At 73.9% G+C, this 20946-nt stretch carries 19 protein-coding genes; 11 read left to right on the top strand and 8 right to left on the bottom strand.

Annotated elements, in window-relative coordinates:
* Positions 1 to 186 precede the first annotated feature (186 nt).
* From ACH4PY_RS21660 to sucD, 3 genes are all read left to right on the top strand, one after another.
* Positions 187 to 1287 (top strand): VWA domain-containing protein, encoded by a 1101-nt coding sequence (locus ACH4PY_RS21660; protein ID WP_398185855.1) that lies wholly within the window; start codon positions 187 to 189, stop codon positions 1285 to 1287.
* 325 nt (positions 1288 to 1612) lie between these two features.
* The gene (gene sucC, locus ACH4PY_RS21655; RefSeq protein ID WP_398185123.1) at positions 1613 to 2791 is read left to right on the top strand and encodes an ADP-forming succinate--CoA ligase subunit beta; all 1179 of its coding nucleotides are present in this window, start codon (positions 1613 to 1615) and stop codon (positions 2789 to 2791) included.
* 25 nt (positions 2792 to 2816) lie between these two features.
* Positions 2817 to 3701, top strand: a complete 885-nt coding sequence (sucD, locus tag ACH4PY_RS21650) for a succinate--CoA ligase subunit alpha (RefSeq protein ID WP_398185120.1) — start codon at positions 2817 to 2819, stop codon at positions 3699 to 3701.
* 70 nt (positions 3702 to 3771) lie between these two features.
* On the opposite strand, the gene ACH4PY_RS21645 is transcribed toward sucD, so the two are convergent.
* Positions 3772 to 4623, bottom strand: a complete 852-nt coding sequence (locus ACH4PY_RS21645; protein ID WP_398185116.1) for an RNA polymerase sigma factor — start codon at positions 4621 to 4623, stop codon at positions 3772 to 3774.
* Between the two features lie 339 nt (positions 4624 to 4962).
* Here ACH4PY_RS21645 and ACH4PY_RS21640 point away from each other — a divergent pair, with 339 nt between their 5' ends.
* A complete protein-coding gene (locus ACH4PY_RS21640) occupies positions 4963 to 6495 on the top strand; it encodes a DUF6350 family protein (RefSeq protein ID WP_398185852.1) in 1533 nt (510 codons plus the stop codon).
* 19 nt (positions 6496 to 6514) lie between these two features.
* Here ACH4PY_RS21640 and ACH4PY_RS21635 read toward each other — a convergent pair whose 3' ends face one another.
* The gene (locus tag ACH4PY_RS21635; RefSeq protein ID WP_398185113.1) at positions 6515 to 7357 is read right to left on the bottom strand and encodes a hypothetical protein; all 843 of its coding nucleotides are present in this window, start codon (positions 7355 to 7357) and stop codon (positions 6515 to 6517) included.
* Positions 7358 to 7759: 402 nt separating this feature from the next.
* Here ACH4PY_RS21635 and purN point away from each other — a divergent pair, with 402 nt between their 5' ends.
* Positions 7760 to 8359: a phosphoribosylglycinamide formyltransferase gene (gene purN, locus ACH4PY_RS21630; protein WP_398185849.1), complete on the top strand. Its 600-nt coding sequence runs from the start codon at positions 7760 to 7762 to the stop codon at positions 8357 to 8359.
* Complete coding sequence (gene purH / locus ACH4PY_RS21625; protein WP_398185109.1) at positions 8356 to 9939, top strand: bifunctional phosphoribosylaminoimidazolecarboxamide formyltransferase/IMP cyclohydrolase; 1584 nt, start codon at positions 8356 to 8358, stop codon at positions 9937 to 9939. Before purN ends, purH begins: the two co-directional genes overlap by 4 nt.
* A gap of 129 nt (positions 9940 to 10068) precedes the next feature.
* On the opposite strand, the gene ACH4PY_RS21620 is transcribed toward purH, so the two are convergent.
* On the bottom strand, positions 10069 to 10737 hold the full coding sequence (locus tag ACH4PY_RS21620) for an RDD family protein (protein ID WP_398185107.1): 669 nt from the start codon (positions 10735 to 10737) through the stop codon (positions 10069 to 10071).
* A 145-nt stretch (positions 10738 to 10882) separates the two neighbouring features.
* Here ACH4PY_RS21620 and ACH4PY_RS21615 point away from each other — a divergent pair, with 145 nt between their 5' ends.
* The 4 genes from ACH4PY_RS21615 to ACH4PY_RS21600 all read left to right on the top strand — a co-directional run bounded on the left by ACH4PY_RS21615 (position 10883) and on the right by ACH4PY_RS21600 (position 14593).
* On the top strand, positions 10883 to 11749 hold the full coding sequence (locus tag ACH4PY_RS21615; RefSeq protein WP_398185104.1) for a bifunctional methylenetetrahydrofolate dehydrogenase/methenyltetrahydrofolate cyclohydrolase: 867 nt from the start codon (positions 10883 to 10885) through the stop codon (positions 11747 to 11749).
* Positions 11739 to 12137: a DUF3017 domain-containing protein gene (locus ACH4PY_RS21610; RefSeq protein WP_398185101.1), complete on the top strand. Its 399-nt coding sequence runs from the start codon at positions 11739 to 11741 to the stop codon at positions 12135 to 12137. The genes ACH4PY_RS21615 and ACH4PY_RS21610 overlap by 11 nt, the downstream gene beginning before the upstream one ends.
* Before the next feature lie 465 nt (positions 12138 to 12602).
* On the top strand, positions 12603 to 13379 hold the full coding sequence (locus tag ACH4PY_RS21605; protein ID WP_398185098.1) for a helix-turn-helix domain-containing protein: 777 nt from the start codon (positions 12603 to 12605) through the stop codon (positions 13377 to 13379).
* Between the two features lie 224 nt (positions 13380 to 13603).
* Entirely contained in the window at positions 13604 to 14593 is a 990-nt protein-coding gene (locus ACH4PY_RS21600; RefSeq protein ID WP_398185095.1) for a malate dehydrogenase, read from the top strand.
* 118 nt (positions 14594 to 14711) lie between these two features.
* Here the strand turns inward: ACH4PY_RS21600 and ACH4PY_RS21595 are convergent, their stop codons facing one another.
* Positions 14712 to 16175 carry a PLP-dependent aminotransferase family protein gene (locus ACH4PY_RS21595; protein ID WP_398185092.1) on the bottom strand — a complete coding sequence of 488 codons (1464 nt, stop codon included), beginning with the start codon at positions 16173 to 16175 and terminating at the stop codon, positions 14712 to 14714.
* 49 nt (positions 16176 to 16224) lie between these two features.
* On the opposite strand from ACH4PY_RS21595, the gene ACH4PY_RS21590 reads away from it, so the two are divergent.
* Positions 16225 to 16707, top strand: coding sequence for a carboxymuconolactone decarboxylase family protein (locus tag ACH4PY_RS21590; protein ID WP_398185089.1), 483 nt, complete (start codon positions 16225 to 16227; stop codon positions 16705 to 16707).
* A 5-nt stretch (positions 16708 to 16712) separates the two neighbouring features.
* Here the strand turns inward: ACH4PY_RS21590 and ACH4PY_RS21585 are convergent, their stop codons facing one another.
* From ACH4PY_RS21585 to efeU, 4 genes are all read right to left on the bottom strand, one after another.
* Positions 16713 to 17528, bottom strand: a complete 816-nt coding sequence (locus ACH4PY_RS21585) for a hypothetical protein (protein WP_398185086.1) — start codon at positions 17526 to 17528, stop codon at positions 16713 to 16715.
* Positions 17529 to 17544: 16 nt separating this feature from the next.
* Positions 17545 to 18804, bottom strand: coding sequence for an iron uptake transporter deferrochelatase/peroxidase subunit (efeB, locus tag ACH4PY_RS21580; RefSeq protein ID WP_398185083.1), 1260 nt, complete (start codon positions 18802 to 18804; stop codon positions 17545 to 17547).
* Positions 18804 to 19952 (bottom strand): iron uptake system protein EfeO, encoded by a 1149-nt coding sequence (efeO, locus tag ACH4PY_RS21575; protein WP_398185080.1) that lies wholly within the window; start codon positions 19950 to 19952, stop codon positions 18804 to 18806. Before efeO ends, efeB begins: the two co-directional genes overlap by 1 nt.
* A 77-nt stretch (positions 19953 to 20029) precedes the next feature.
* Entirely contained in the window at positions 20030 to 20872 is an 843-nt protein-coding gene (gene efeU, locus ACH4PY_RS21570) for an iron uptake transporter permease EfeU (protein ID WP_398185077.1), read from the bottom strand.
* Between the last annotated feature and the right edge of the window lie 74 nt (positions 20873 to 20946).

The following is a 20946-nucleotide window of genomic DNA, read 5'->3' as shown; positions in this document are numbered from 1 at the left end:
GCCCCCGGCGGCAGCACTCCCACCTTCGGCGGGAGCTTCTCCGTCGGTGCCCCCAGCGCCCACCCCACCGGCGCGGCAGCCGAGCCCCCCGCCCCCGGCGGAAGCTCCTCCCACGGGAGCGCCCCCGGTAGCCGCGTGACCGGCAGCAGCAGCTCAGTACCCGTCCTCGCCGGAGGCGAGGAGCGGATGCGGCGGTGGCGGATGGTGCTCGGTGGGGGGGACGGGGGGGAGGGGACGGGGTATGCGCTCGCGGGGCGGGACGCGGCGATGGACCGGGCGCTCGGGTCGCTCTACGGGGGGAACGGGGCGGGGCTCGGGGGGTCGGCGCCGCAGGTCGCGCGCTGGCTCGGGGACATCCGCCGGTATTTCCCCACCTCCGTGGTGCAGGTGATGCAGCGGGACGCGATCGGCCGGCTCGGCCTGTCCGCGCTGCTGCTGGAGCCGGAGATGCTGGAGGCGGTGGAGGCGGACGTGCATCTGGTCGGCACGCTGCTGTCGCTCAGCAAGGCGATGCCCGAGACGACGAAGGAGACCGCGCGGGCCGTGGTCCGCAAGGTCGTCGAGGATCTGGAGGCCCGCCTCGCCACCCGCACCCGGGCGACGCTGACCGGCGCGCTCGACCGTTCGGCCCGGGTCGGCCGGCCGCGCCACCGCGACATCGACTGGGACCGTACGATCCGCGCCAATCTGCGGCACTACCTGCCGGAGCACGGCACGGTCGTGCCGGAGCGGCTGATCGGCTACGGGCGGGCGGACCGCTCGGTGAAGAAGGACGTCGTGCTGTGCATCGACCAGTCCGGGTCGATGGCGGCCTCGGTCGTCTACGCCTCCGTCTTCGGCGCGGTCCTGGCGTCGATGCGTGCGATCGCGACGCGCCTGGTGGTGTTCGACACGGCGGTGGTCGATCTCACCGACCAGCTCGCCGACCCGGTGGACGTGCTGTTCGGCACGCAGCTCGGCGGCGGTACGGACATCAACCGGGCGCTGGCGTACTGCGCTTCCCGCATCACCCGTCCGGCTGACACCGTGGTGGTGCTGATCAGTGACCTGTACGAGGGCGGTATCCGGGACGAGATGCTGAAGCGGGTCGCGGCGATGAAGGCGTCCGGCGTGCAGTTCGTGGCGCTGCTCGCGCTGTCGGACGAGGGTGCGCCGGCGTACGACCGGGAGCACGCGGCGGCACTGGCAGCACTGGGCGCGCCCGCGTTCGCCTGCACGCCCGACCACTTCCCGGACGTCATGGCGGCGGCCATCGAGAAGCGCCCGATCCCGATGCCCGAGGCCTGAGGCCGTACGGGGCCCGGAAAGGCCCCGTACGGGGCCCTCCGGCGGTGGCCCGAACGGGCGGGTTGTGACCGTTCTCACCGCTCACGGCCATGCCCGGATTTCGGCAGCGCCGCCGCGCGGCGATAACCTGCAAGACGGACATGCCGCGTACTCGGACACCGCGTGCGCTTATCTGGTGACAGCTGGTGGTGCAGTCGCCCTGCCCGTGCGGCACGCCCAGCCGGCAGGCGGCGCTGTACGTGTTCACGACGGCAGCCTCCCGCCGACGCGTACACCATCCGGGCTTAACTCCAGCCGATTCCAGGGAAAAGGGAGACGGACGCGCGTGGACCTGTTCGAGTACCAGGCGAGGGATCTCTTCGCCAAGCACGGGGTACCGGTGCTGGCCGGTGAAGTTATCGACACGCCTGAGGCGGCGCGCGAGATCACCGAGCGGCTCGGCGGCAAGTCGGTCGTCAAGGCGCAGGTCAAGGTCGGTGGCCGTGGCAAGGCCGGCGGCGTGAAGCTGGCCGCGACCCCGGACGAGGCCGTCGCCCGCGCGACGGACATCCTCGGCATGGACATCAAGGGCCACACGGTCCACAAGGTGATGATCGCCGAGACGGCCCCGGAGATCGTCGAGGAGTACTACGTCTCCTTCCTCCTGGACCGCGCGAACCGCACCTTCCTCTCCATCGCGTCCGTCGAGGGCGGCATGGAGATCGAGGAGGTCGCGGCGAACCGCCCCGAGGCCGTCGCGAAGACCCCGATCGACGCGATCGACGGTGTCGACAAGGCGAAGGCCCAGGAGATCGTGGCCGCCGCGAAGTTCCCGGCCGAGGTCGCCGACCAGGTCGCGGACGTGCTGGTGAGCCTGTGGGAGGTCTTCATCAAGGAGGACGCCCTCCTGGTCGAGGTCAACCCGCTGGCCAAGGTCGCCTCCGGCCAGGTCCTCGCGCTGGACGGCAAGGTGTCGCTGGACGACAACGCGGAGTTCCGCCACCCGGACTTCGAGGAGCTCCACGACAAGGCCGCCGCCAACCCGCTGGAGGCCGCCGCCAAGGCCAAGGGCCTGAACTACGTCAAGCTTGACGGCCAGGTCGGCATCATCGGCAACGGCGCGGGCCTCGTCATGAGCACCCTCGATGTCGTCGCGTACGCCGGTGAGGCGCACGGCGGCGTGAAGCCCGCCAACTTCCTGGACATCGGCGGCGGCGCCTCCGCCCAGGTCATGGCCAACGGCCTGGAGATCATCCTCGGCGACCCGGACGTCCGTTCCGTCTTCGTCAACGTCTTCGGTGGCATCACCGCGTGCGACGAGGTCGCCAACGGCATCGTCCAGGCGCTGAAGCTGCTGGAGGACCGCGGCGAGCAGGTCACCAAGCCGCTCGTCGTCCGTCTCGACGGCAACAACGCCGAGCTGGGCCGGAAGATCCTCACCGACGCCGCGCACCCGCTGGTGCAGCGCGTCGACACCATGGACGGCGCGGCCGACAAGGCCGCCGAGCTGGCCGCCGCGAAGTAAGCAGAGGACGAGGACACACACCACCATGGCTATCTGGCTCACCAAGGACAGCAAGGTCATCGTCCAGGGCATGACCGGCGCGACCGGCGTCAAGCACACCAAGCTGATGCTGGGCGACGGCACCAACGTCGTGGGCGGCGTCAACCCGCGCAAGGCCGGGCAGAAGGTCGACTTCGACGGCACCGAGGTACCGGTGTTCGGTTCGGTCAAGGAGGCCGTCGAGGCCACCGGCGCGAACGTCACGGTCATCTTCGTGCCGGAGAAGTTCACCAAGGACGCCGTCGTCGAGGCGATCGACGCCGAGATCCCGCTCGCCGTCGTCATCACCGAGGGCATCGCGGTGCACGACTCCGCCGCCTTCTGGGCGTACGCCGGCAAGAAGGGCAACAAGACCCGCATCATCGGCCCGAACTGCCCCGGCATCATCACCCCGGGCCAGTCGAACGTCGGCATCATCCCGGGCGACATCACCAAGCCGGGCCGTATCGGCCTGGTCTCGAAGTCCGGCACGCTGACGTACCAGATGATGTACGAGCTGCGCGACATCGGCTTCTCGACCGCGGTCGGCATCGGCGGTGACCCGATCATCGGCACCACGCACATCGACGCGCTCGCCGCGTTCGAGGCCGACCCCGACACCGACCTGATCGTCATGATCGGTGAGATCGGCGGCGACGCCGAGGAGCGGGCCGCGGCCTTCATCGAGAAGAACGTGACGAAGCCGGTCGTCGGCTACGTCGCGGGCTTCACCGCGCCCGAGGGCAAGACCATGGGCCACGCCGGCGCCATCGTCTCCGGCTCCTCCGGCACCGCGCAGGCCAAGAAGGAGGCCCTGGAGGCCGCGGGCGTCAAGGTCGGCAAGACGCCGTCCGAGACCGCGCGGCTCGCCCGGGAGATCCTGGTCGGCTGACCCACCGCCGCACACCGGACGGCCCGCTCCCCGCAACCGGGGGGCGGGCCGTCCGTCGTCGCGGGGGGTCTCAGGGCGCGGTCCGCGCCGCCTGTCCGTGCGGCGGCACGGGGTCGTGGTGGTGCGAGGCGCCCGGACGGCTCGGTCCGACGATCATGCCGACGGTCGTGACCAGCAGCACCGTCCCGGCCGCGGCGAAGGACGCGAGGGTGCGGCGCCGCGTCCCGCGCTCGCTCGCCTCCCGTACGCCCGCGGCCCGCGCGGGCACCTCGGGGGCGCCGTCCGGCGCGGGCGGCGGTTCGGGTACGGCCGCGAGCAGACCGCCCAGGTGCTCGGCCGCGTCACCCCCGTCGTACGCGTCCGGCGCCGCCGCGGCCAGCTCGCGGCGGGCCCCGATGATGCGGGACGCGGCGGCCGCCGGGCTCGACTCGACCTCGGCCGCGGTGCGCAGCAGGCTCATCCCGAGCCCGTCGTGCAGCAGCAGCGCCCGCCGTCGCTCCGGGTGCAGCCCCACCAGCGCGCGCCACAGGCCGTCCTCCGGCGCGGGTACGGGCGGGCGCCTGCGCACCCGTTTCCAGTGCCGTTGCCAGGGTGCGAGCGCGTAGGTGTGCGCGGTGGCCCGCAGCCAGCCCGCCGGGTCGCTGTCCCGCGCGACCTCCGGCCACCGCTGCCAGGCCTGGTCGAACGCCCGCCGCACCGCCTCGGCGGCCAGCTCCGCGTCGCCCGTGAGGACGACGACCTGCCGTCGCAGCGGCCCCGCGCAGCGCAGGTAGAGCGCGTCGAACGCGGCCTCGGGGTCGAGCGTGTCCGCCGGGTCGAGCAGCGCGTCACCCGGGTCCGCCGCCGCCGTACGGGTCGGCGCCTCGGGCGCGACCTCGGCCGGGGCCGCGTCCGCGTCCAGCCGCAGGATCTCGGCGGTCACCGCGGGGTGAACGGTGACCGTCCGCAGCGGAAGGGCCGTCGCAGAAGCGGCGGGGGAGGGAGGGGCCGGCGCGGAAGGGGACGCGGCGGCGACGGACGCGGGAGCGGTACGGGCGGTCCGGGCGGCGGCGGCCCGGGGCCGGGACGTGTGGGGGCGCTTGCGCCTGCTCACGAGGTACGCCTGCTCACGGGAACGACCTCTCATCTCATCCGACTCGTCATATGCATCAGACAATCCGAAAAAAGCACGTATACGCCGCATCATGGGCGACACGACGACCAACCGCCTGCTGCACGGGCGAAACGGGTGTTGTTGGCACCATGGGACGCCGTGACCCATATGACGCAACCGGCGGCCCGCCCCGGCTCCGGAGCAGCGGCCGAGCCCGACCCCGACCTTCCCCGCCCCCTCCCCGCGCTGCGCGCGTCCGCCCTCGCCGCGGGGACGGCCGCGGCGGGGCTCGCGCTGCTCGGCCTCGCGGCGGTCGTGCTGCTGCTCTGGGTCGTCTCGCCCTTCCCCGACAGCGGACTCGGCGGGGCCCTGCACATCGCCGCCGACCTCTGGCTGCTGGCGCACGGCGCCGACCTGGTGCGCGACACCACCCTCTCCGGGACCCCGGCGCCCGTGGGCGTCACGCCGCTGCTGCTCACCGTGCTGCCGGTGTGGCTGCTGTACCGCGGGACGGCGTCGGCGGTCGCCAACGGCACGCGCGCCTGCGCGGGCTGGGTGCTCGGCGGCTACCTCGCCGTCGCCGTGCCCGTCACCGTGTACGCCACCGCCGGGTCGCTGCACGTCGGCGTGCTGTCCGCGCTGCTGCACGTGCCGCTGCTCGCGGGTGCCGCGACCGCGGCCGGGGCGTGGGCGGGCAGCGGCCGTCCCCTGCTGTCGGCCCGGACGTGGGGCGGCGACGTCGCGCTCGCGCTGCGGGCCGGCGGTATCGGCGCGGGCGTCCTGGTGGGCGGCGGGGCCGTCGTCGGCGGACTCGCCCTCGGGTGGCACTCCGGGGCGGCAGGCCGGACGTTCGGGCAGCTCAGCGCGCCCTTCGCGGGCCAGGCTGCGGTGTTCCTGCTGTGCGCGCTGCTGGTGCCGAACCTCGCGGTGTGGTCGGCGGCGTACGCGCTCGGGCCCGGCTTCTCGGTCGGCGCGGGCAGCACCGTCGCGCCCGCCGGGACCTCCGGCTACCCGCTTCTGCCGCGTTTCCCGCTGCTTGCCGCGCTGCCGGGCCAGGGCGGGCCGACCCCGGCGGGTTGGGCGACCCTCGCGGTGCCGGTCCTCGCCGCCGCGGCGCTGGGCTGGGTCTGCGTACGCGCCCGGCTGCGGCCCGGCCGCACCGCCCTGGTCACCGTGGGCGCCGCGGTGACGTGCGGGCTCACGCTCGGGATCCTCGCGGCCGCCGCGGGCGGGCCCCTGGGCGTCGGCACGCTCGCGCACGTCGGCCCGGTGTGGTGGCTCACCGCCGCCGCGGCCGCCGCCTGGCCGCTGGCCCTGGTGCTGCCGCCCGCCGCGGCCGTGTCCTGGCTGCGTACCCGCACCCCGCGCGCCAGGGCGGTGCCCCAACCGCCGCCGCAGCCGCCGCAGGTCCCGCAGCCGCCCGTACGCCCGCGCCCGCTCCAGCCGTTCCGGCCCCCGGCGCCGCCACAGCCACCACAGCCGGCGCAGCCGCCGAAGCCCCCGGTGCCGCCCGTGTCGCCGGACCCGCTCACGACGTCGAAGCCGCCGGTGCCGTCGAAGCCTCCGGTGCCGCCGAAGCCGCCCGTGTCGGCAGGACCGCCGTCGTCGTCGCCACCGGATCCGCTCACGACGTCGAAGCCTCCGGTGCCGTCCGAGCCGCCGAAACCGCCCGCTCCGCCCGAGGCGGCGGACGGGAGCTGAGGACGAGAGGGAAGGAGAACTACGGGCGCATCGACGGCAGGTCGCGCAGCGGCTTCGGGAGGAGCTTCTGGCAGGCGTGCGCGGCCGGAGTGGTGAGGGCGTCCTGGCGGCAGGTGTAGTAGTCGCGGTAGGCGAGGTGGAAGGCGTACGTGCCGGCCACGATGACGAGGGCGAGCCCGCTCGCGACGATGCCCGTCCAGGCCGCCGTGACGAACGAGCGCTGTGCGTCCGGGCCCGGCGCGGGCGGCGCGGGGCGCGCCGACTGCGTGGCGTCGGCCAGCGCGGAGGCGGCCGCGGCGCGGGCCTGGGCGCGCTCCTCGTCCGGCATACGCAGCGCGCTGATGCCCCAGTAGAGCGCGAGCGCGCCGAGCAGCAGGCCGACCGGCGTCCAGCCGAGCAGGGCGAAGAGCAGGCCGCAGCTGCCGAAGAAGAGGGCGTAGCGGGAGCGGCGGTGGGCCGGGTCGGTGGGGTCGAAGCGGGGGCCGGTGCCCTGCGGGCCGGTCGGGCCCTGCATGGGGTCGGGCCGCCGCCCGTACGGGTCGGGCCGTCCGCCCTGCGGCTGGCGGCTGCTCCACTGGCTGCCCCACGCCTGGGGTGCGCCGCGCGGCGGGGTGGGCGGGGTGGAGCCGGAGCCGTCGGGGGAGCCCTGCCCCGACCCGGAGTCCGGTCCACCGGAGCCGTCCGAACCGTCCGAGCTGCCCGAACCGCCCGAGCCGCTCGAACCCGAGGGCTGCCGCGGCTGCCAGGGCCGGTCCGGTGTGCCCTCGGGGGGCGGTGCGAACGGGTTGTCCTGGTCCTGGTCGCCCTCGGGCGTGCGCAGCGCGAGACGAATACGGCCGCTGCTCATGATGTGATGCGCCATCCCCTGGGCTCGACTCCTCGTGCGGGCATTGCGGTCTGGTGAAATCCTCCGGCCTGTGCGGCCGTATGTACGTCATACGTGACACAGGTGTCGGATACATCACGTTCACTCTCGCGCAGGGCGCGCGAAGTCCGTGTTCCCGGCAGACGCTACCCTCCGCGGGCTCCCCCGTCCCGCGGGGGCCGTCCGGAGTGCCGGTATCGTTGCTGACGGTCGGGGGTCTCGTAGGGTTCCCCGGAATCCGGCCAATCCCTGACTCGTACGATCATCCTAAGGCTGACGGGTGCCTGCCCGGCGGCCGCGAGAGAGAGCCTCCCGCCAGTGGCCGCCCGTACTCCCGCCTCGTCCGACGCGCCGTTCGTCGTCCCGCCCGCCGCAGACTCCGCCGGATCCACCGCGCGCGTGGTCGTGCTGGTCTCCGGCTCCGGCACCAACCTCCAGGCGCTGCTGGACGCCGTCGCGGCCGACCCCGGGTACGGGGCCAGGATCGCCGCCGTCGGCGCCGACCGCGACGGGATCGCCGGTCTGGAACGCGCCGAGCGCGCCGGGATCCCGACCTTCGTCGTACGCGTCAAGGACCACCCCGACCGTGCCGCGTGGGACGCCGCCCTCACCGCGGCGACCGCGGCCCACTCCCCGGACCTGGTCGTCTCCGCCGGTTTCATGAAGATCGTCGGCAAGGACTTCCTCGCCGCCTTCGGCGGCCGGTTCGTCAACACCCATCCCGCGCTCCTGCCGAGCTTCCCCGGGGCCCACGGCGTACGCGACGCGCTCGCGTACGGCGCCAAGGTCACCGGGTGCACCGTCCACTTCGTCGACGACGGCGTCGACACCGGCCCGGTCATCGCCCAGGGCGTGGTCGAGGTCAGCGAGGACGACACGGAGGAAGCGCTCCACGAGCGCATCAAGGACGTCGAGCGGCGGCTGCTCGTCGACGTCGTAGGGCGGCTGTCGCGCGACGGCTACCGCATCGAAGGACGAAAGGTACGGATCCCGGCATGAGCGCCGACACCACCGAAGGCCAGGACAAGCGCCCGCTGCGCCGCGCGCTGATCAGCGTCTACGACAAGACCGGCCTGGAGGAGCTGGCCCGCGGGCTGCACGAGGCGGGTGTGGAGCTGGTCTCCACCGGCTCGACGGCCGGCCGGATCGCCGCCGCCGGGGTGCCCGTCACGCCCGTCGAGGAGCTGACCGGCTTCCCCGAGTGCCTGGACGGCCGGGTCAAGACGCTGCACCCGCGCGTGCACGCCGGCATCCTCGCCGACCTGCGGCTCGACGACCACCGGCGGCAGCTGGAGGAGCTGGACGTCAAGCCGTTCGACCTGGTCGTCGTCAACCTCTACCCCTTCCGCGAGACCGTCGCCTCCGGCGCGTCCGACGACGAGTGCGTGGAGCAGATCGACATCGGCGGCCCCTCGATGGTGCGCGCCGCCGCCAAGAACCACCCCTCCGTCGCCGTCGTCACCAGCCCCGAGCGGTACGCCGACGTGCTGGCCGCCGTGCGCACCGGCGGCTTCGACCTGGCGGCCCGCAAGCAGCTCGCCGCCGAGGCCTTCCGGCACACCGCCGCCTACGACGTGGCTGTGGCCTCCTGGTTCGCCGAGGGCTACGCGGCCGACGGCTCCGGCGACTTCCCGGCCTTCGCCGGTGAGGTCTTCACCCGCCGCCAGACCCTGCGCTACGGCGAGAACCCGCACCAGGCCGCCGCCCTGTACGTCAGCGCCGACGCCCCCGCGAGCGGCCTGGCCGGCGCGGAGCAGCTGCACGGCAAGGAGATGTCCTACAACAACTACGTGGACACCGAGGCCGCCCGGCGCGCCGCCCACGACCACGACGAGCCGTGCGTGGCGATCATCAAGCACGCCAACCCGTGCGGCATCGCGGTCGGCGCGGACGTCGCCGAGGCGCACCGCAAGGCGCACGCGTGCGACCCGCTGTCCGCGTACGGCGGCGTCATCGCCGTCAACCGCCCGGTGTCGGTCGCCATGGCCGAGCAGGTCGCGGAGATCTTCACCGAGGTCATCGTCGCCCCCGGCTACGAGGACGGCGCGGTCGAGGTGCTCGCCCGCAAGAAGAACATCCGGGTGCTCAAGGTCGAGGGCGCCCCGGCCGCGGTCACCGAGCGGCGCCCGGTCGAGGGCGGCGTCCTGATCCAGGCCAAGGACCGCTTCCAGGCCGAAGGTGACGACCCTGCCACCTGGCGGCTGGTCAGCGGCGAGCCGCTGGCCCCGGCCGAGCTGGCCGACCTGGCGTTCGCGTGGCGCGCCTCGCGCGCGGTGAAGTCCAACGCGATCCTGCTGGGCAAGGACGGCGCCACGGTCGGCGTCGGCATGGGCCAGGTCAACCGGGTCGACTCGGCCAAGCTCGCGGTCGCCCGCGCGGGCGCCGAGCGCGCGACCGGCTCGTACGCCGCGTCCGACGCCTTCTTCCCCTTCCCCGACGGCTTCGAGGTGCTCGCGGAGGCGGGCGTCAAGGCCGTCGCCCAGCCCGGCGGCTCGGTCCGCGACGACGCGGTGATCGAGGCCGCGCAGAAGGCCGGCGTCACGATGTACCTGACGGGCACGCGGCACTTCTTCCACTGAGTGAGCACGCGCTGAGCGAGCACGCGAACGGCCGCGGCCGTACCCCCTTCCCGGGCGGGTACGGCCGCGGCCGTCGTGCGTGCCGATTCGGTACCGATGCAGCAGAAGCGGTGTATCGGAAACGGCGTATCAGAACTGGTCTTTGACGACCACCGTGCCGACCATCTTGTCGGCCCACGTCTGGTTCTTGGAGTCCCACAGCGGCCACAGGTAGCCCAGGCCGCACGGGATGCCGTCCAGGATGTGCAGCAGGCGGCGGCCGAAGGCGCGGCCGAAACCGGTCGCCGAACCGTCGCGCTCGCGCAGCAGCCGGATGCCGACGATCTTCCGGCCCGGCGTCTGGCCCGTCTTCCCCTCGCGGTAGCTGAGGAAGATCGTGGCCGCCAGCAGCAGGATGCCGCCGACGACCATGAGCGTCACGTTCGTGCTGGTCGCGTCCGGCACGTTGTGGCAGTTCTTCTGCGAGATGCCGTGGTCTGCGCACTTGTTGTAGGCCTGCTGCACCTTGACGGCGTGCGGGATGTAACCGGCCAGGTAGACGCCCGCGGGCACCAGGTTCACGATCAGGAAGTCCAGCAGCAGCGACCCGAGCCGCGCGCCCCAGCTCGCGAGCGGCGGCATCCCCGGCGGCACCCCGCCCGGCTGCGCGTAGCCGTACGGCTGCTGGTAGCCGTAACCGGCCGGCTGCCCGTACGGGACCTGCGGCGGGACACCGGGCGGCATCTGTCCGTACGGCTGCGACTGCGGCTGCTGGGGCTGGCCGCCGTACGGGTACGGGGGGCCGGGAGGCTGGCTCACGTGCGGTTTCCTTCGCGGGACGGGGACGGGCGGCAGCGAACCGCCACATACTCCGACCAGGTGACATCGCCGCGCAAGGGCTGTCCCCGTACGGGAACCGCACGGATTTGCTGACCGGCACCCCCGATCGACGACAATGGGGGCCATGAGCGCCCAGATTCTCGATGGCAAGGCCACCGCAGCCGCGATCAAGTCCGAACTGACCGAGCGTGTCCAGGCGCTCAAGGCCCGCGGTGTCGCCCCCGGGCTCGGCACTCTGCTGGTCGGCGACGACCCCGGCAGCAAGTGGTACGTCGCCGGCAAGCACCGCGACTGCGCGCAGGTCGGCATCGGCTCCATCCAGCGCGAGCTGCCCGCCACCGCCACCCAGGAGGACATCGAGGCGGTCGTCCGCGAGCTCAACGAGGACCCCGCCTGCACCGGCTACATCGTGCAGCTCCCGCTGCCCAAGGGCATCGACACCAACCGCGTCCTGGAACTCATGGACCCCGCCAAGGACGCGGACGGGCTGCACCCCACCAACCTCGGCCGGCTCGTCCTCGGCGTGCCCGCACCGCTGCCCTGCACCCCCAACGGCATCGTCGAACTGCTCCGCCGGCACGGCGTCACGATCAACGGCGCGCACGTCGTCGTCGTCGGCCGCGGCATCACCGTCGGGCGCTCCATCGGCCTGCTCCTCACCCGCAAGTCCGAGAACGCGACCGTGACGCTGTGCCACACCGGCACGCGTGACCTGTCCGCGCAACTGCGGCAGGCCGACATCGTCGTCGCCGCGGCGGGCGTGCCGCACATCGTCAAGCCCGAGGACGTCAAGCCCGGCGCCGCCGTGCTCGACGTCGGCGTCAGCCGCGACGAGGCCGGCAAGATCGTCGGCGACGTCCACCCCGCCGTCGCCGAGACCGCCGGCTGGCTCTCCCCCAACCCCGGCGGCGTCGGCCCCATGACCCGGGCGCTGCTCCTGCAGAACGTCGTCGAGGCGGCCGAACGGCAGGCGGCGGGCCGTGTCGGCTGAGCTCGGCCCCGGAGGCCGCCCCGCCGTCACGACCTCCACCGCGCGCCCCGAGGGCGGCGGGCGCGCCGCCCCGGGCGACGCGCCCGCGCCCGCACGGCAGTGGCCCATCCTCCTCGTCGTCGCCGGCACGGTCGCCGGCCTCGTCACCACCGCGTCCGGCGCGTTCCGCGCGGGCGCGATCACGGTGGGGGTGGCGCTGCTGCTCGGGGGGGTGCTCCGGTGGACCCTGCAGTCGGTCGGCATGCTCGCCGTCCGCAGCAGGTTCACTGACGTGATCACGTACGCGATCCTGGGCCTCGTGATCATCCTGCTGGCCCTCATGGCCCAGCCGGACCCGATCCTCCGGATCCCGTTCCTGGAGGACATCATCCACTTCTCGGTTCGGTAGGGGTTTCGCTCCGGGCTGCCTGGTGCGGTGTGCCGCGCGACCGTCTGCCGGTGGTGGGCTGGTCGCGCAGTTCCCCGCGCCCCTTTCGCCCCGGGGTGCGCCTTGCGGTGCTCCGCGCGCCCTTCTGCCGGTGGGTGGTTGCGCGCGCAGTTCTCCCAGGTGCCCCCACGCGCCCCTGAAAACGCTCACCCTGCGCGGTACGGGCTCGCTTCTGCCGCGCAGGGCAACAAACCAGGGGCGCGTGGGGGCACCTCCCGGGCGAAGCCTGGGGGAGAACTGCGCGACCAGCCCCCACCGGCGGAAGGTCGCGGAAAGCACCCCCGGGGCAGCCCGGGGCGTCGCCGGGGGTGGGCATTAGCACACACGGGCTCCCCGTGTGGGGGGTTGAGCGGAAAGAACATCCGTGCGGCACGGGTGTTCTATCGTTGCCCTCGGTATCCGTCGGGACACGAAGGGTGCGGGGCCATGGGTCAATGGGAGCCGCTCACGGACCATGCCCCCGTGGACATGCGGCGGCTCGCGACGCAACTGCGGCGCATGAAGGACCGCAGCGGCCTCACCGTGCCCGCGCTCGCCGCGCGCACCGCGGAGTCCGCGGAGGCGTGGGCCTCGTACCTCGCGGCGCGCCGCGTACCGCCGCTGGCCGCCGTGGAGGTGCTGGCGCAGGCGAGCGGCGCGGACTACGAGCGGGCCGGCGCGCTGTGGCGGCTCGCGGACAAGGCGGCGAACGGCACGGGCGAGCGCGGCCGCGGCAAGCCCGTACCGGATCCGGACCCGCTGGATCCGCTGAGCGCCGAGGAGGGCCTGCCGCCCGGCCGCAGGCGGGCCGTCGTGCTGGGGGCGGCCGGTGTGTGCGCGGTGGCCGCGCTCCTCACGGTCGTCCTCCTCGCGAGTACGGGCAGCGGCAGCGCCCCCGGCCCCGGCGCCGCCCCGACGGCGACGGCCACGACGGCGCCCGCGACCCGTACCCCCGCGGCCTCCCCGCCGCACACCCAGCCGCAGGCCTCGGCGCGGCCGCCCGCCGGTACGACGGCGCCGCCCGCGCCGGACAGTTCGCCGCAGACGTCCGCCCCGCCGCCCGCCGCGCCGCCCGCCCCGGTGGACCCGCCCCCCTCCGCGCCCGCGACCTCGACGACGACCGCGGCGCCGAGCCCCTCGGACGGGCCGCCGACCGCGACGCCGAGCCCGACGTCCACCGGCCTTTGCCTGGGCCTCATCGTGCTCGGGGTCTGCATAGGGTGAGGCAGGTCACCCCGCGGTGGCCGAAACAGCACGTCGGCGGCATGCCGGGGCGGGGCCGGGTCGGCTCGGCGACAGCCCCGCGATAGCCTGACGGGTGGCTCTCCCGACGACGGGGAGATCCGCGATCTGGGCCGCCGCCCAGCCATTGCCGAGCGGCCGCGCACAGGCCGCACCCCCGACCCCAGCAGCACGCGCGGCGAACGCGCACAGGCCAGGAGAAGGCAATGACTCGCACTCCCGTCAACGTCACCGTCACCGGAGCGGCCGGCCAGATCGGCTACGCGCTCCTCTTCCGCATCGCCTCGGGCCACCTGCTCGGCGCGGACGTGCCGGTGAAGCTCCGGCTGCTGGAGATCCCGCAGGGGCTCAAGGCCGCCGAGGGCACGGCCATGGAGCTGGACGACGCGGCCTTCCCGCTGCTGCGCGGCATCGACATCACCGACGACCCGAACGTCGCCTTCGACGGCGCCAACGTCGCCCTGCTCGTGGGCGCCCGCCCGCGCACCAAGGGCATGGAGCGCGGTGACCTGCTCTCCGCCAACGGCGGCATCTTCAAGCCGCAGGGCAAGGCCATCAACGACCACGCCGCCGACGACATCAAGGTCCTGGTCGTCGGCAACCCGGCGAACACGAACGCGCTGATCGCGCAGTCCGCCGCCCCCGACGTCCCGGCCGAGCGCTTCACCGCGATGACGCGGCTGGACCACAACCGGGCGATCGCGCAGCTCGCGAAGAAGACGGGTGCGGCCGTCGCCGACATCAAGCGCGTCACGATCTGGGGCAACCACTCCGCGACGCAGTACCCGGACATCTTCCACGCGGAGGTCGCGGGCAAGAACGCGGCGGAGGTCGTCAACGACGAGCAGTGGCTCGCGGACACGTTCATCCCCACGGTGGCGAAGCGCGGCGCGGCGATCATCGAGGCGCGCGGCGCGTCCTCCGCGGCGTCGGCCGCGTCCGCGGCGCTGGACCACGTCCACACGTGGGTCAACGGCACGGCGGAGGGCGACTGGACGTCCATGGGCATCGTCTCCGACGGCTCCTACGGCGTGCCCGCCGGCCTCATCTCGTCCTTCCCCGTGACGACGAAGAACGGCACGTTCGAGATCGTCCAGGGCCTGGAGATCAACGAGTTCTCGCGTCCGCGGATCGACGCGTCCGTCAAGGAGCTGGAGGAGGAGCGCGCCGCCGTGCGCGAACTCGGCCTCATCTGAGCCCGGCCTTTCCTCGCCGCGACGCCCCGGGCTGCCCCTTGCCCGGGGCGTCGCGCTCTTCCCGCCGGCGGGGGCTGTGCGCGCAACCACCCACCGGCGGACAGTCGCGCGGATCACCTCACGTCCCGCCCCGGAGCGCCTCACACAGCAAGCTCAGCGCGTGCGTGAACGCGTGGTCGGGTGGGGTGCCGTAGCCCACGACGAGGGCGGGCGGGTGGGTGGGGGGAGCCCCGAAGGCCGGGAGGCCCGGCACGGACAGGCCCAGCCGGTGGGCGCGGGCCACCACCGCCTCGACCGGGCCCGCGTCGGCGGGCAGCTCCAGCACGGCGTGCAGCCCCGCGGCGATGCCGGACACGCGTACGCCCGGCGCGCAGCCGCCGAGCACCTCCACGACCCGGTCCCGCCGCGCGCGGTAGCGCGTCCGCATCCGGCGCACATGCCGGTCGTACGCCCCGGAGCGCAGGAACTCCGCCAGCGTCAGCTGGTCGAGCACCGCGGACTGGTGGTCGGCGATCCGCTTCTCGCGGACGACCGCGTCGAGCAGGTGCGGCGGCACCGCGAGCCAGGCGAGCCGCAGCGCGGGGGCGAGGCTCTTGCTGGCGGTTCCGGCGTAGACGACGTGGTCGGGCGCGAGTGCCTGGAGTGCGGCGACGGGCTGCCGGTCGTAGCGGAACTCCCCGTCGTAGTCGTCCTCCAGGACGATTCCGCCGGTGGAGCGGGCCCAGGCGACGACCGCGGTGCGCCGCGCGGGCGAGAGGCTGACCCCGAGCGGGAACTGGTGCGCGGGGGTGAGCAGCACCGCGGCGACGTCGTCGGCCAGTTCCTCGACGCGGGCCCCGTCCGCGTCGACGGGCAGCGGGCGCGGGTCGAGGCCGGAGGCGCGCAGCACGGTGGGCACGTCGGGCAGCCCGACGCTCTCGTACGCGGCCCGGCGGGCGCCCCGCGCGTGCAGGACGCGGGCGAGCAGGCCCACGCCCTGGGTGTAGCCGGTGCAGATCACCAGGTGTTCGGGGTCGGTGCGCACCCCGCGGACGCGGGCGAGGTAGTCGGCGAGGGCGGTGCGCAGTTCGGGGCGGCCGCGCGGGTCGGTGTAGCCGAAGGCCTCGTTGGGGGCGGCGGTCAGCGCGCGGCGGGCGGCGCGCAGCCAGCCGGTGCGGGGGAAGGACCCGAGGTCGGGGGAGCCGGGCCACAGGACGTACGGCAGCCCGGAGTGGTGCGGGGCGAGTTCGGCGGGGCCGCTGCGGGGGCCTTCGGGGGTGCGCCGTCCGGTGCGGTGCGCGGGGACGGCGGGCCGCGGGGCCACCGTGGTGCCCGAGCCCTGCCGGGCGGTGAGCCAGCCCTCGGCGACGAGCTGCCCGTACGCGTCGGCGACGGTGTTGCGGGCGAGGGCGAGGTCGCGGGCCAGGACCCGGCTGGAGGGCAGGCGGGTGCCGGGGGCGAGCCGCCCGTCGCGTACGGCCGCGCGCAGCGCCTCCTCCAGCCCGGCCCGGGTGCGCTGGCCCGCGAGGTCCAGCAGGAGGTCGTAGTCGCCGCCGCCGCGCGTCGGCGTTCCGGGACCGGATGGATTGGCCCATTCGTTCATGCCCCTAGTGGACCATGGGGCGGTGCCACTTGGCGGATACGGTGAGGTCATGACCACGAACGAAGCAGCCGAGCCGACCGTCCCCGCCCCCGTCCGCCGCATCAACCTCATGGACCGCGCCCCGGACTTCTACGAGGCCATGTTCGCCCTCGACAAGGCCGCCGCCCGCGGCCTGGACCCGGTCGTGCGCGAGCTGGTCCGGGTCCGGGTCTCGCAGCTCAACGGCTGCGCCTTCTGCGTCGACAAGCACAGCCACGCGGCGCTCGCCGAGGGCATGACGCAGCAGAAGCTCATCGGGGTCACCGTGTGGCGCGAGACCCCCTTCTTCACCGCCCGCGAGCGGGCCGCGCTGGCGCTGGCGGAGGCGGTGACGGAGCTGGGCCCGCACGGTGTCGCGGACGACGTCTACGACGAGGCGGCGAAGCTCTTCGACGAGGACGAGATGCCGCGGCTCGTCGCGATGTGCGTGACGATGAACGCGTGGAACCGCATCGGCGTGACGTGCCGGCTCTCGCCGGCGGCCCACCGGTAGGGACGTCAGACCGCGGCCGGTTCCCCGAAGCGGGTCAGGGCCAGGGCGCCGAGGACGGCGAGGGCGAAGCCGGTGACGGCGACGGGGGTCCAGCCGGGGCGGGTGTGGTCGTCGAGGGCCAGGACGCCGACGAGCGCGGGGGCGACCGTCTCGCCGACGACCATCGCGGCGGTCGCGGTCGTCACCGAGCCCTGGCCGAGGGCCGAGGTCAGCAGCAGGAAGGCGGCGCCGCCGCCGAGCAGCAGGGCGTAGAGGGCCGGGCCGGTCACCCCGTCGATCAGGCGGACGGCCACCTCGACGACACCGAAGCCGAGCCCCGCCCCCAGGCCCAGGACGGCCGCGCGGGCCCTTACGGGGAGGCGCCCGCCGGCCGCGCCGATGAGCAGGACGCCCCCGGCGGCGACGAGCGTCCCCCAGCGCAGCGCGGTGCTGCCGTGTGCGCTCCCCTCGGCGCCGGAGGCGAGCCCCAGCAGGGCCAGGCCCCCGCAGACGACGCCCACCGCGGTCCACTCGGCGCGGCGCAGCGTCGTCCCGAGCAGCCGCCCGGCGGTGACCGCGGTGACGGCCAGGCTCGCGGCGAGCGCGGCTCCCACGGCGTAGATGGGCAGCCGCCGCAGGGCGATCAGCTCCATGCCGAACCCGGCGGCGTCCAGGGCGAGTCCGGCGAGGTAGACGCGCTGGGCCAGGGCGCGGGCGAGCAGCCGGGTGTCGACGCCCGAGCCGCTGCCGGGTTCGGCGGCCCGCGCGCCCTTCGCCTGGAGCACGGAGGCCACACCGAAGCACAAGGCCGCGCACAGCGCCGCCACCATCCCGAGAGTCACCCGGGCACCCTACGCGCTACGCGAGCAGCTCCTCCGCCCAGTGCTTGCCCGCGGCGGCGGGGGCGGGCGGGCAGGCGAAGAGGCCGGAGCCGACGTGCTGGATGTACTCGTTGAGGGCGTCGTGCCCGCCGAGCTTGGTCTGCAGCGGCACGAACTGCTTGCGCGGGTCCTTCTGGTAGGCGATGAAGAACAGGCCCGCGTCCAGTTCGCCGGTGGCGGGCACGATGCCGTCGGTGAAGGAGTAGCCGCGGCGCAGGATGCGCAGGCCCGCGTTGTTCTCGTGGGCGGCGAGCCGGATGTGCGCGCCCGCGGGGATGACGGGCTCGCCCGCCTTCTTCGCCGCGAAGTCCGGCTGGTCGGACTCCTTCGTGCCGGTCAGCGGCGCACCGGTGTACTTCGCGCGGCCGAAGACGGCCTCCTGGTCGGACAGGAAGTCGCGGTCCCACGCCTCGATGCGCATCCGGATGCGGCGCGCGACGAGGTAGCTGCCGCCGCGCATCCACGGCTGGTCGGTCTCGGAGCCGACCCACACGTGCCCGTCCATCAGGCTCTTGTCGTCACCGGCGATGTTGCGGGTGCCGTCCTTGAAGCCCATGAGGTTGCGCGGGGTCTCCTTGCCGCCGCCGTTGCCGGTGGCGTTGCCGAAGCCGAGCTGCGACCAGCGCATGACGACGGTGCCGCGGCCGATCCGGGCCAGGTTGCGGATGACGTGGAAGGCCACGATCGGGTCGTCGGCGCAGGCCTGGATGGCGAGGTCGCCGCCCGAGCGTTCGGCGTCCAGGTTCTCCGGGGGGAGCTTGGGCAGGTCGGCGAGCGCGGCGGGGCGGTGACCGGCGAGGCCGAAGCGCTCGTCGAAGAGCGAGGGGCCCAGGCCCAGGGTGATGGTCAGGTTGGCGGGGGAGAGCCCGTAGGCCTCGCCGGTGTCGGCGGGCGGCGCGGCCGGGTTGTCGTTGTCGCCGGGCACCGTTTTTCCCTGCGTCATGGCGGCGGCCGCGGCCGTCCACTGCTGCAGCAGGGCGCGCAGGGCGGCGCGGTTCTCCTCGACGGAGCCGCTGACGGTCAGGTCGTAGGTCGCGAAGGCCAGCCGGTCCTGGGCGGGGGTGGCGATGCCCGCCTGGTGGGTGCCGTAGAAGGGCACGGTGGTGCTCGCGGCCTTGTCCGGGGAGGACTTCCCGTCGTCGCTGCATCCGGCGAGCGCCGCTCCGGCGGAGCCCGCCAGGGCCGCGCCGCCGAGAGTGGCGAGCAGGCCCCGGCGGGTGGTGCCCGGCGTGCTCATCAGCCGTTCACCTTCCCGGCGACCTGGGAGAGCGGCTCGGCGAGGGCGTCGACCTTCTGGGTGAGTTCGCGGCGCTTGTCGTCGCCGACGGTGGAGTAGTCGACGTAGGCGCTGCCCTGCTTGTAGGGCTTGAGGGCGTCGAGCACGGCGGTGAACTGCGTGCTGACGTTGCCGGACAAGGTCGCGTCGATCTTGTCCAGCGCGGGCTTGAGCAGGTCGAACGCCTTCTGCGCGCCGACGACGTTGGCCTCGAAGTCCGACAGGTCGGTGTGGCTGTAGCGGTCCTCCTCGCCGGTGACCTTGCTGGCGGCGACCTCGTCGAGCAGCCCGGTGGCGCCGTTGGCGAGCTGGGCGGGCTGGTAGGTGGTGGTGGCCACGAGGGTCTTGAGCTTGGCGACGTCCGCGTCGAGCTTGTCGGCGACGGGCTTCATGCCGGTCAGCGACTTGTCCTGCCAGAGCGCCTTCTCCAGCCGGTGGAAGCCGGTCCACTTGGTGGCGTCGGTGACGTCGTCCTCGCGCGCGTCGAGGTCCGGGTCGAGGTCGCCGAAGCTCTCCGCGACGGGCTCGACCTCCTCGTAGTAGTAGCGGGCCTGGGCGAAGGAGGCCTCGGCCTTCGCGATGTCCCCGGCGCGCACCGCGTCGGTGAAGGTCTTGGTGGCGGGCAGCAGCTTGTCGACCTCGGCTGTCACGTAGGCCTGGTAGCCGGTGGTGGCCTGCGTCAGCAGCGCCTTGACGGCCGGGTCCTGGGAGGGCGCGGCGGCCGAGCCGGTCACCGTGAAGGCGCTCTTCTCGGTCTTCGCGTTGGGGCAGTACATCTCGTACGTGCCGCCCTTGAGGGTCAGCGAGAAGCTGCCGGACAGGCCCGGGGTGAGGTTCTCCTTCTCGCCCATGATGGTGTCGCCGCTGAGCAGCTCGGCCTCGGTGACCTTGTTGGCGCTGACGTTCTTGACCTGGAAGGTCACCGGGCCCGCGGGCACGGAGGCGGGGGAGGGCTTGCAGCCGTCGTCGGTGAGGTTGACGGTGACCTTCGGGGAGCCCTTGGGCGCGCTGTCGTCCTTGCTCTTCGCACACCCGGTGGCGACCAGGCCGGCGATGGCCAGCAGGCCGGTGGCCCGCAGCACGCGGGGGGTGGTGGTGGACATGGACATGGGCGGGCGCTCCTAGGGCGTGTCAGCGAAGAGAGGGAGATACGGGATACGGGTACGGGCGGTACGGGTGGTGCGGGTCAGCTGCCGGACGCGGCGGCGGGCTTGGGGGCCGGGCGCTTGCCGCCGCGCGGCCAGCCGACGAACGCGAGCATCGGCAGGGCGTAGACCACCCACACCGTGACCTCGGCGGTGGTCGGCTGCGGCTGCACCCCGAGCACACCGGTGAACAGCGAGGACAGCACGGTGCCGGGCCGGACCAGCCAGCTCAGGTCGAGCGCCTGGGACTGGCCGGCGTCGATCCAGCCCGCCTCGTGCGCGGTGTGCGCGACCGTCATCACGAGCCCCGCCGCGACGAGCACCAGCACCAGGCCGGTGATCTTGAAGAAGCGGCCCATGTTGAACTTCACGCCGCCGCGGTAGATGCCGTAGCCGATGACGACCGCGATGGCGATGCCGATGAAGGCGCCCGTGGTGCCGGTGCCGACGCTGGTGCTGTTCTGGATGACCGAGACCAGGAAGACCGCGGTCTCGAAGCCCTCGCGCAGCACCGCGAGGAAGGCCATCACGACCAGCGCGCGGGCCGAGCCCTGGGCCAGCGCGCTCGCCGCCTGGCCCTCCAGGTCGCGCTTCATGCCGCGGGCGTGCTTGTTCATCCACAGGATCATGCCGGTGACCATGACGACGGCGAGCGCGCCGATGACGGTCTCCATCGCCTCCTGCTGCTGCTGCGGCAGCTCGCGGGAGAGCGTGACGAGGCCGATGCCGATGCCGAGGCAGACCACGACCGCGACGGACACGCCGATCCAGACCTGGCGCAGCGCGTCGCGGCGGCCGTTGCGCCCCAGGAAGGCGGCGATGATGCCCACGATGAGGGACGCCTCGATGCCTTCACGCAAACCGATGACGAGGGTGGGGATCACCTGAGGGTCCTTCCGGGACAAGGCGGTGGTGCTGGGGTGAGGGTACCCTAACCGGAGGATTATAAGGTGAGCCT

The sequence above is a fragment of the Streptomyces sp. NPDC021224 genome, from assembly GCF_044332905.1.
Taxonomy (GTDB): Bacteria; Actinomycetota; Actinomycetes; order Streptomycetales; family Streptomycetaceae; genus Actinacidiphila.
Note: the sequence above shows the minus strand (reverse complement) of the source record. Positions and strands in the feature narration are given on the sequence as shown.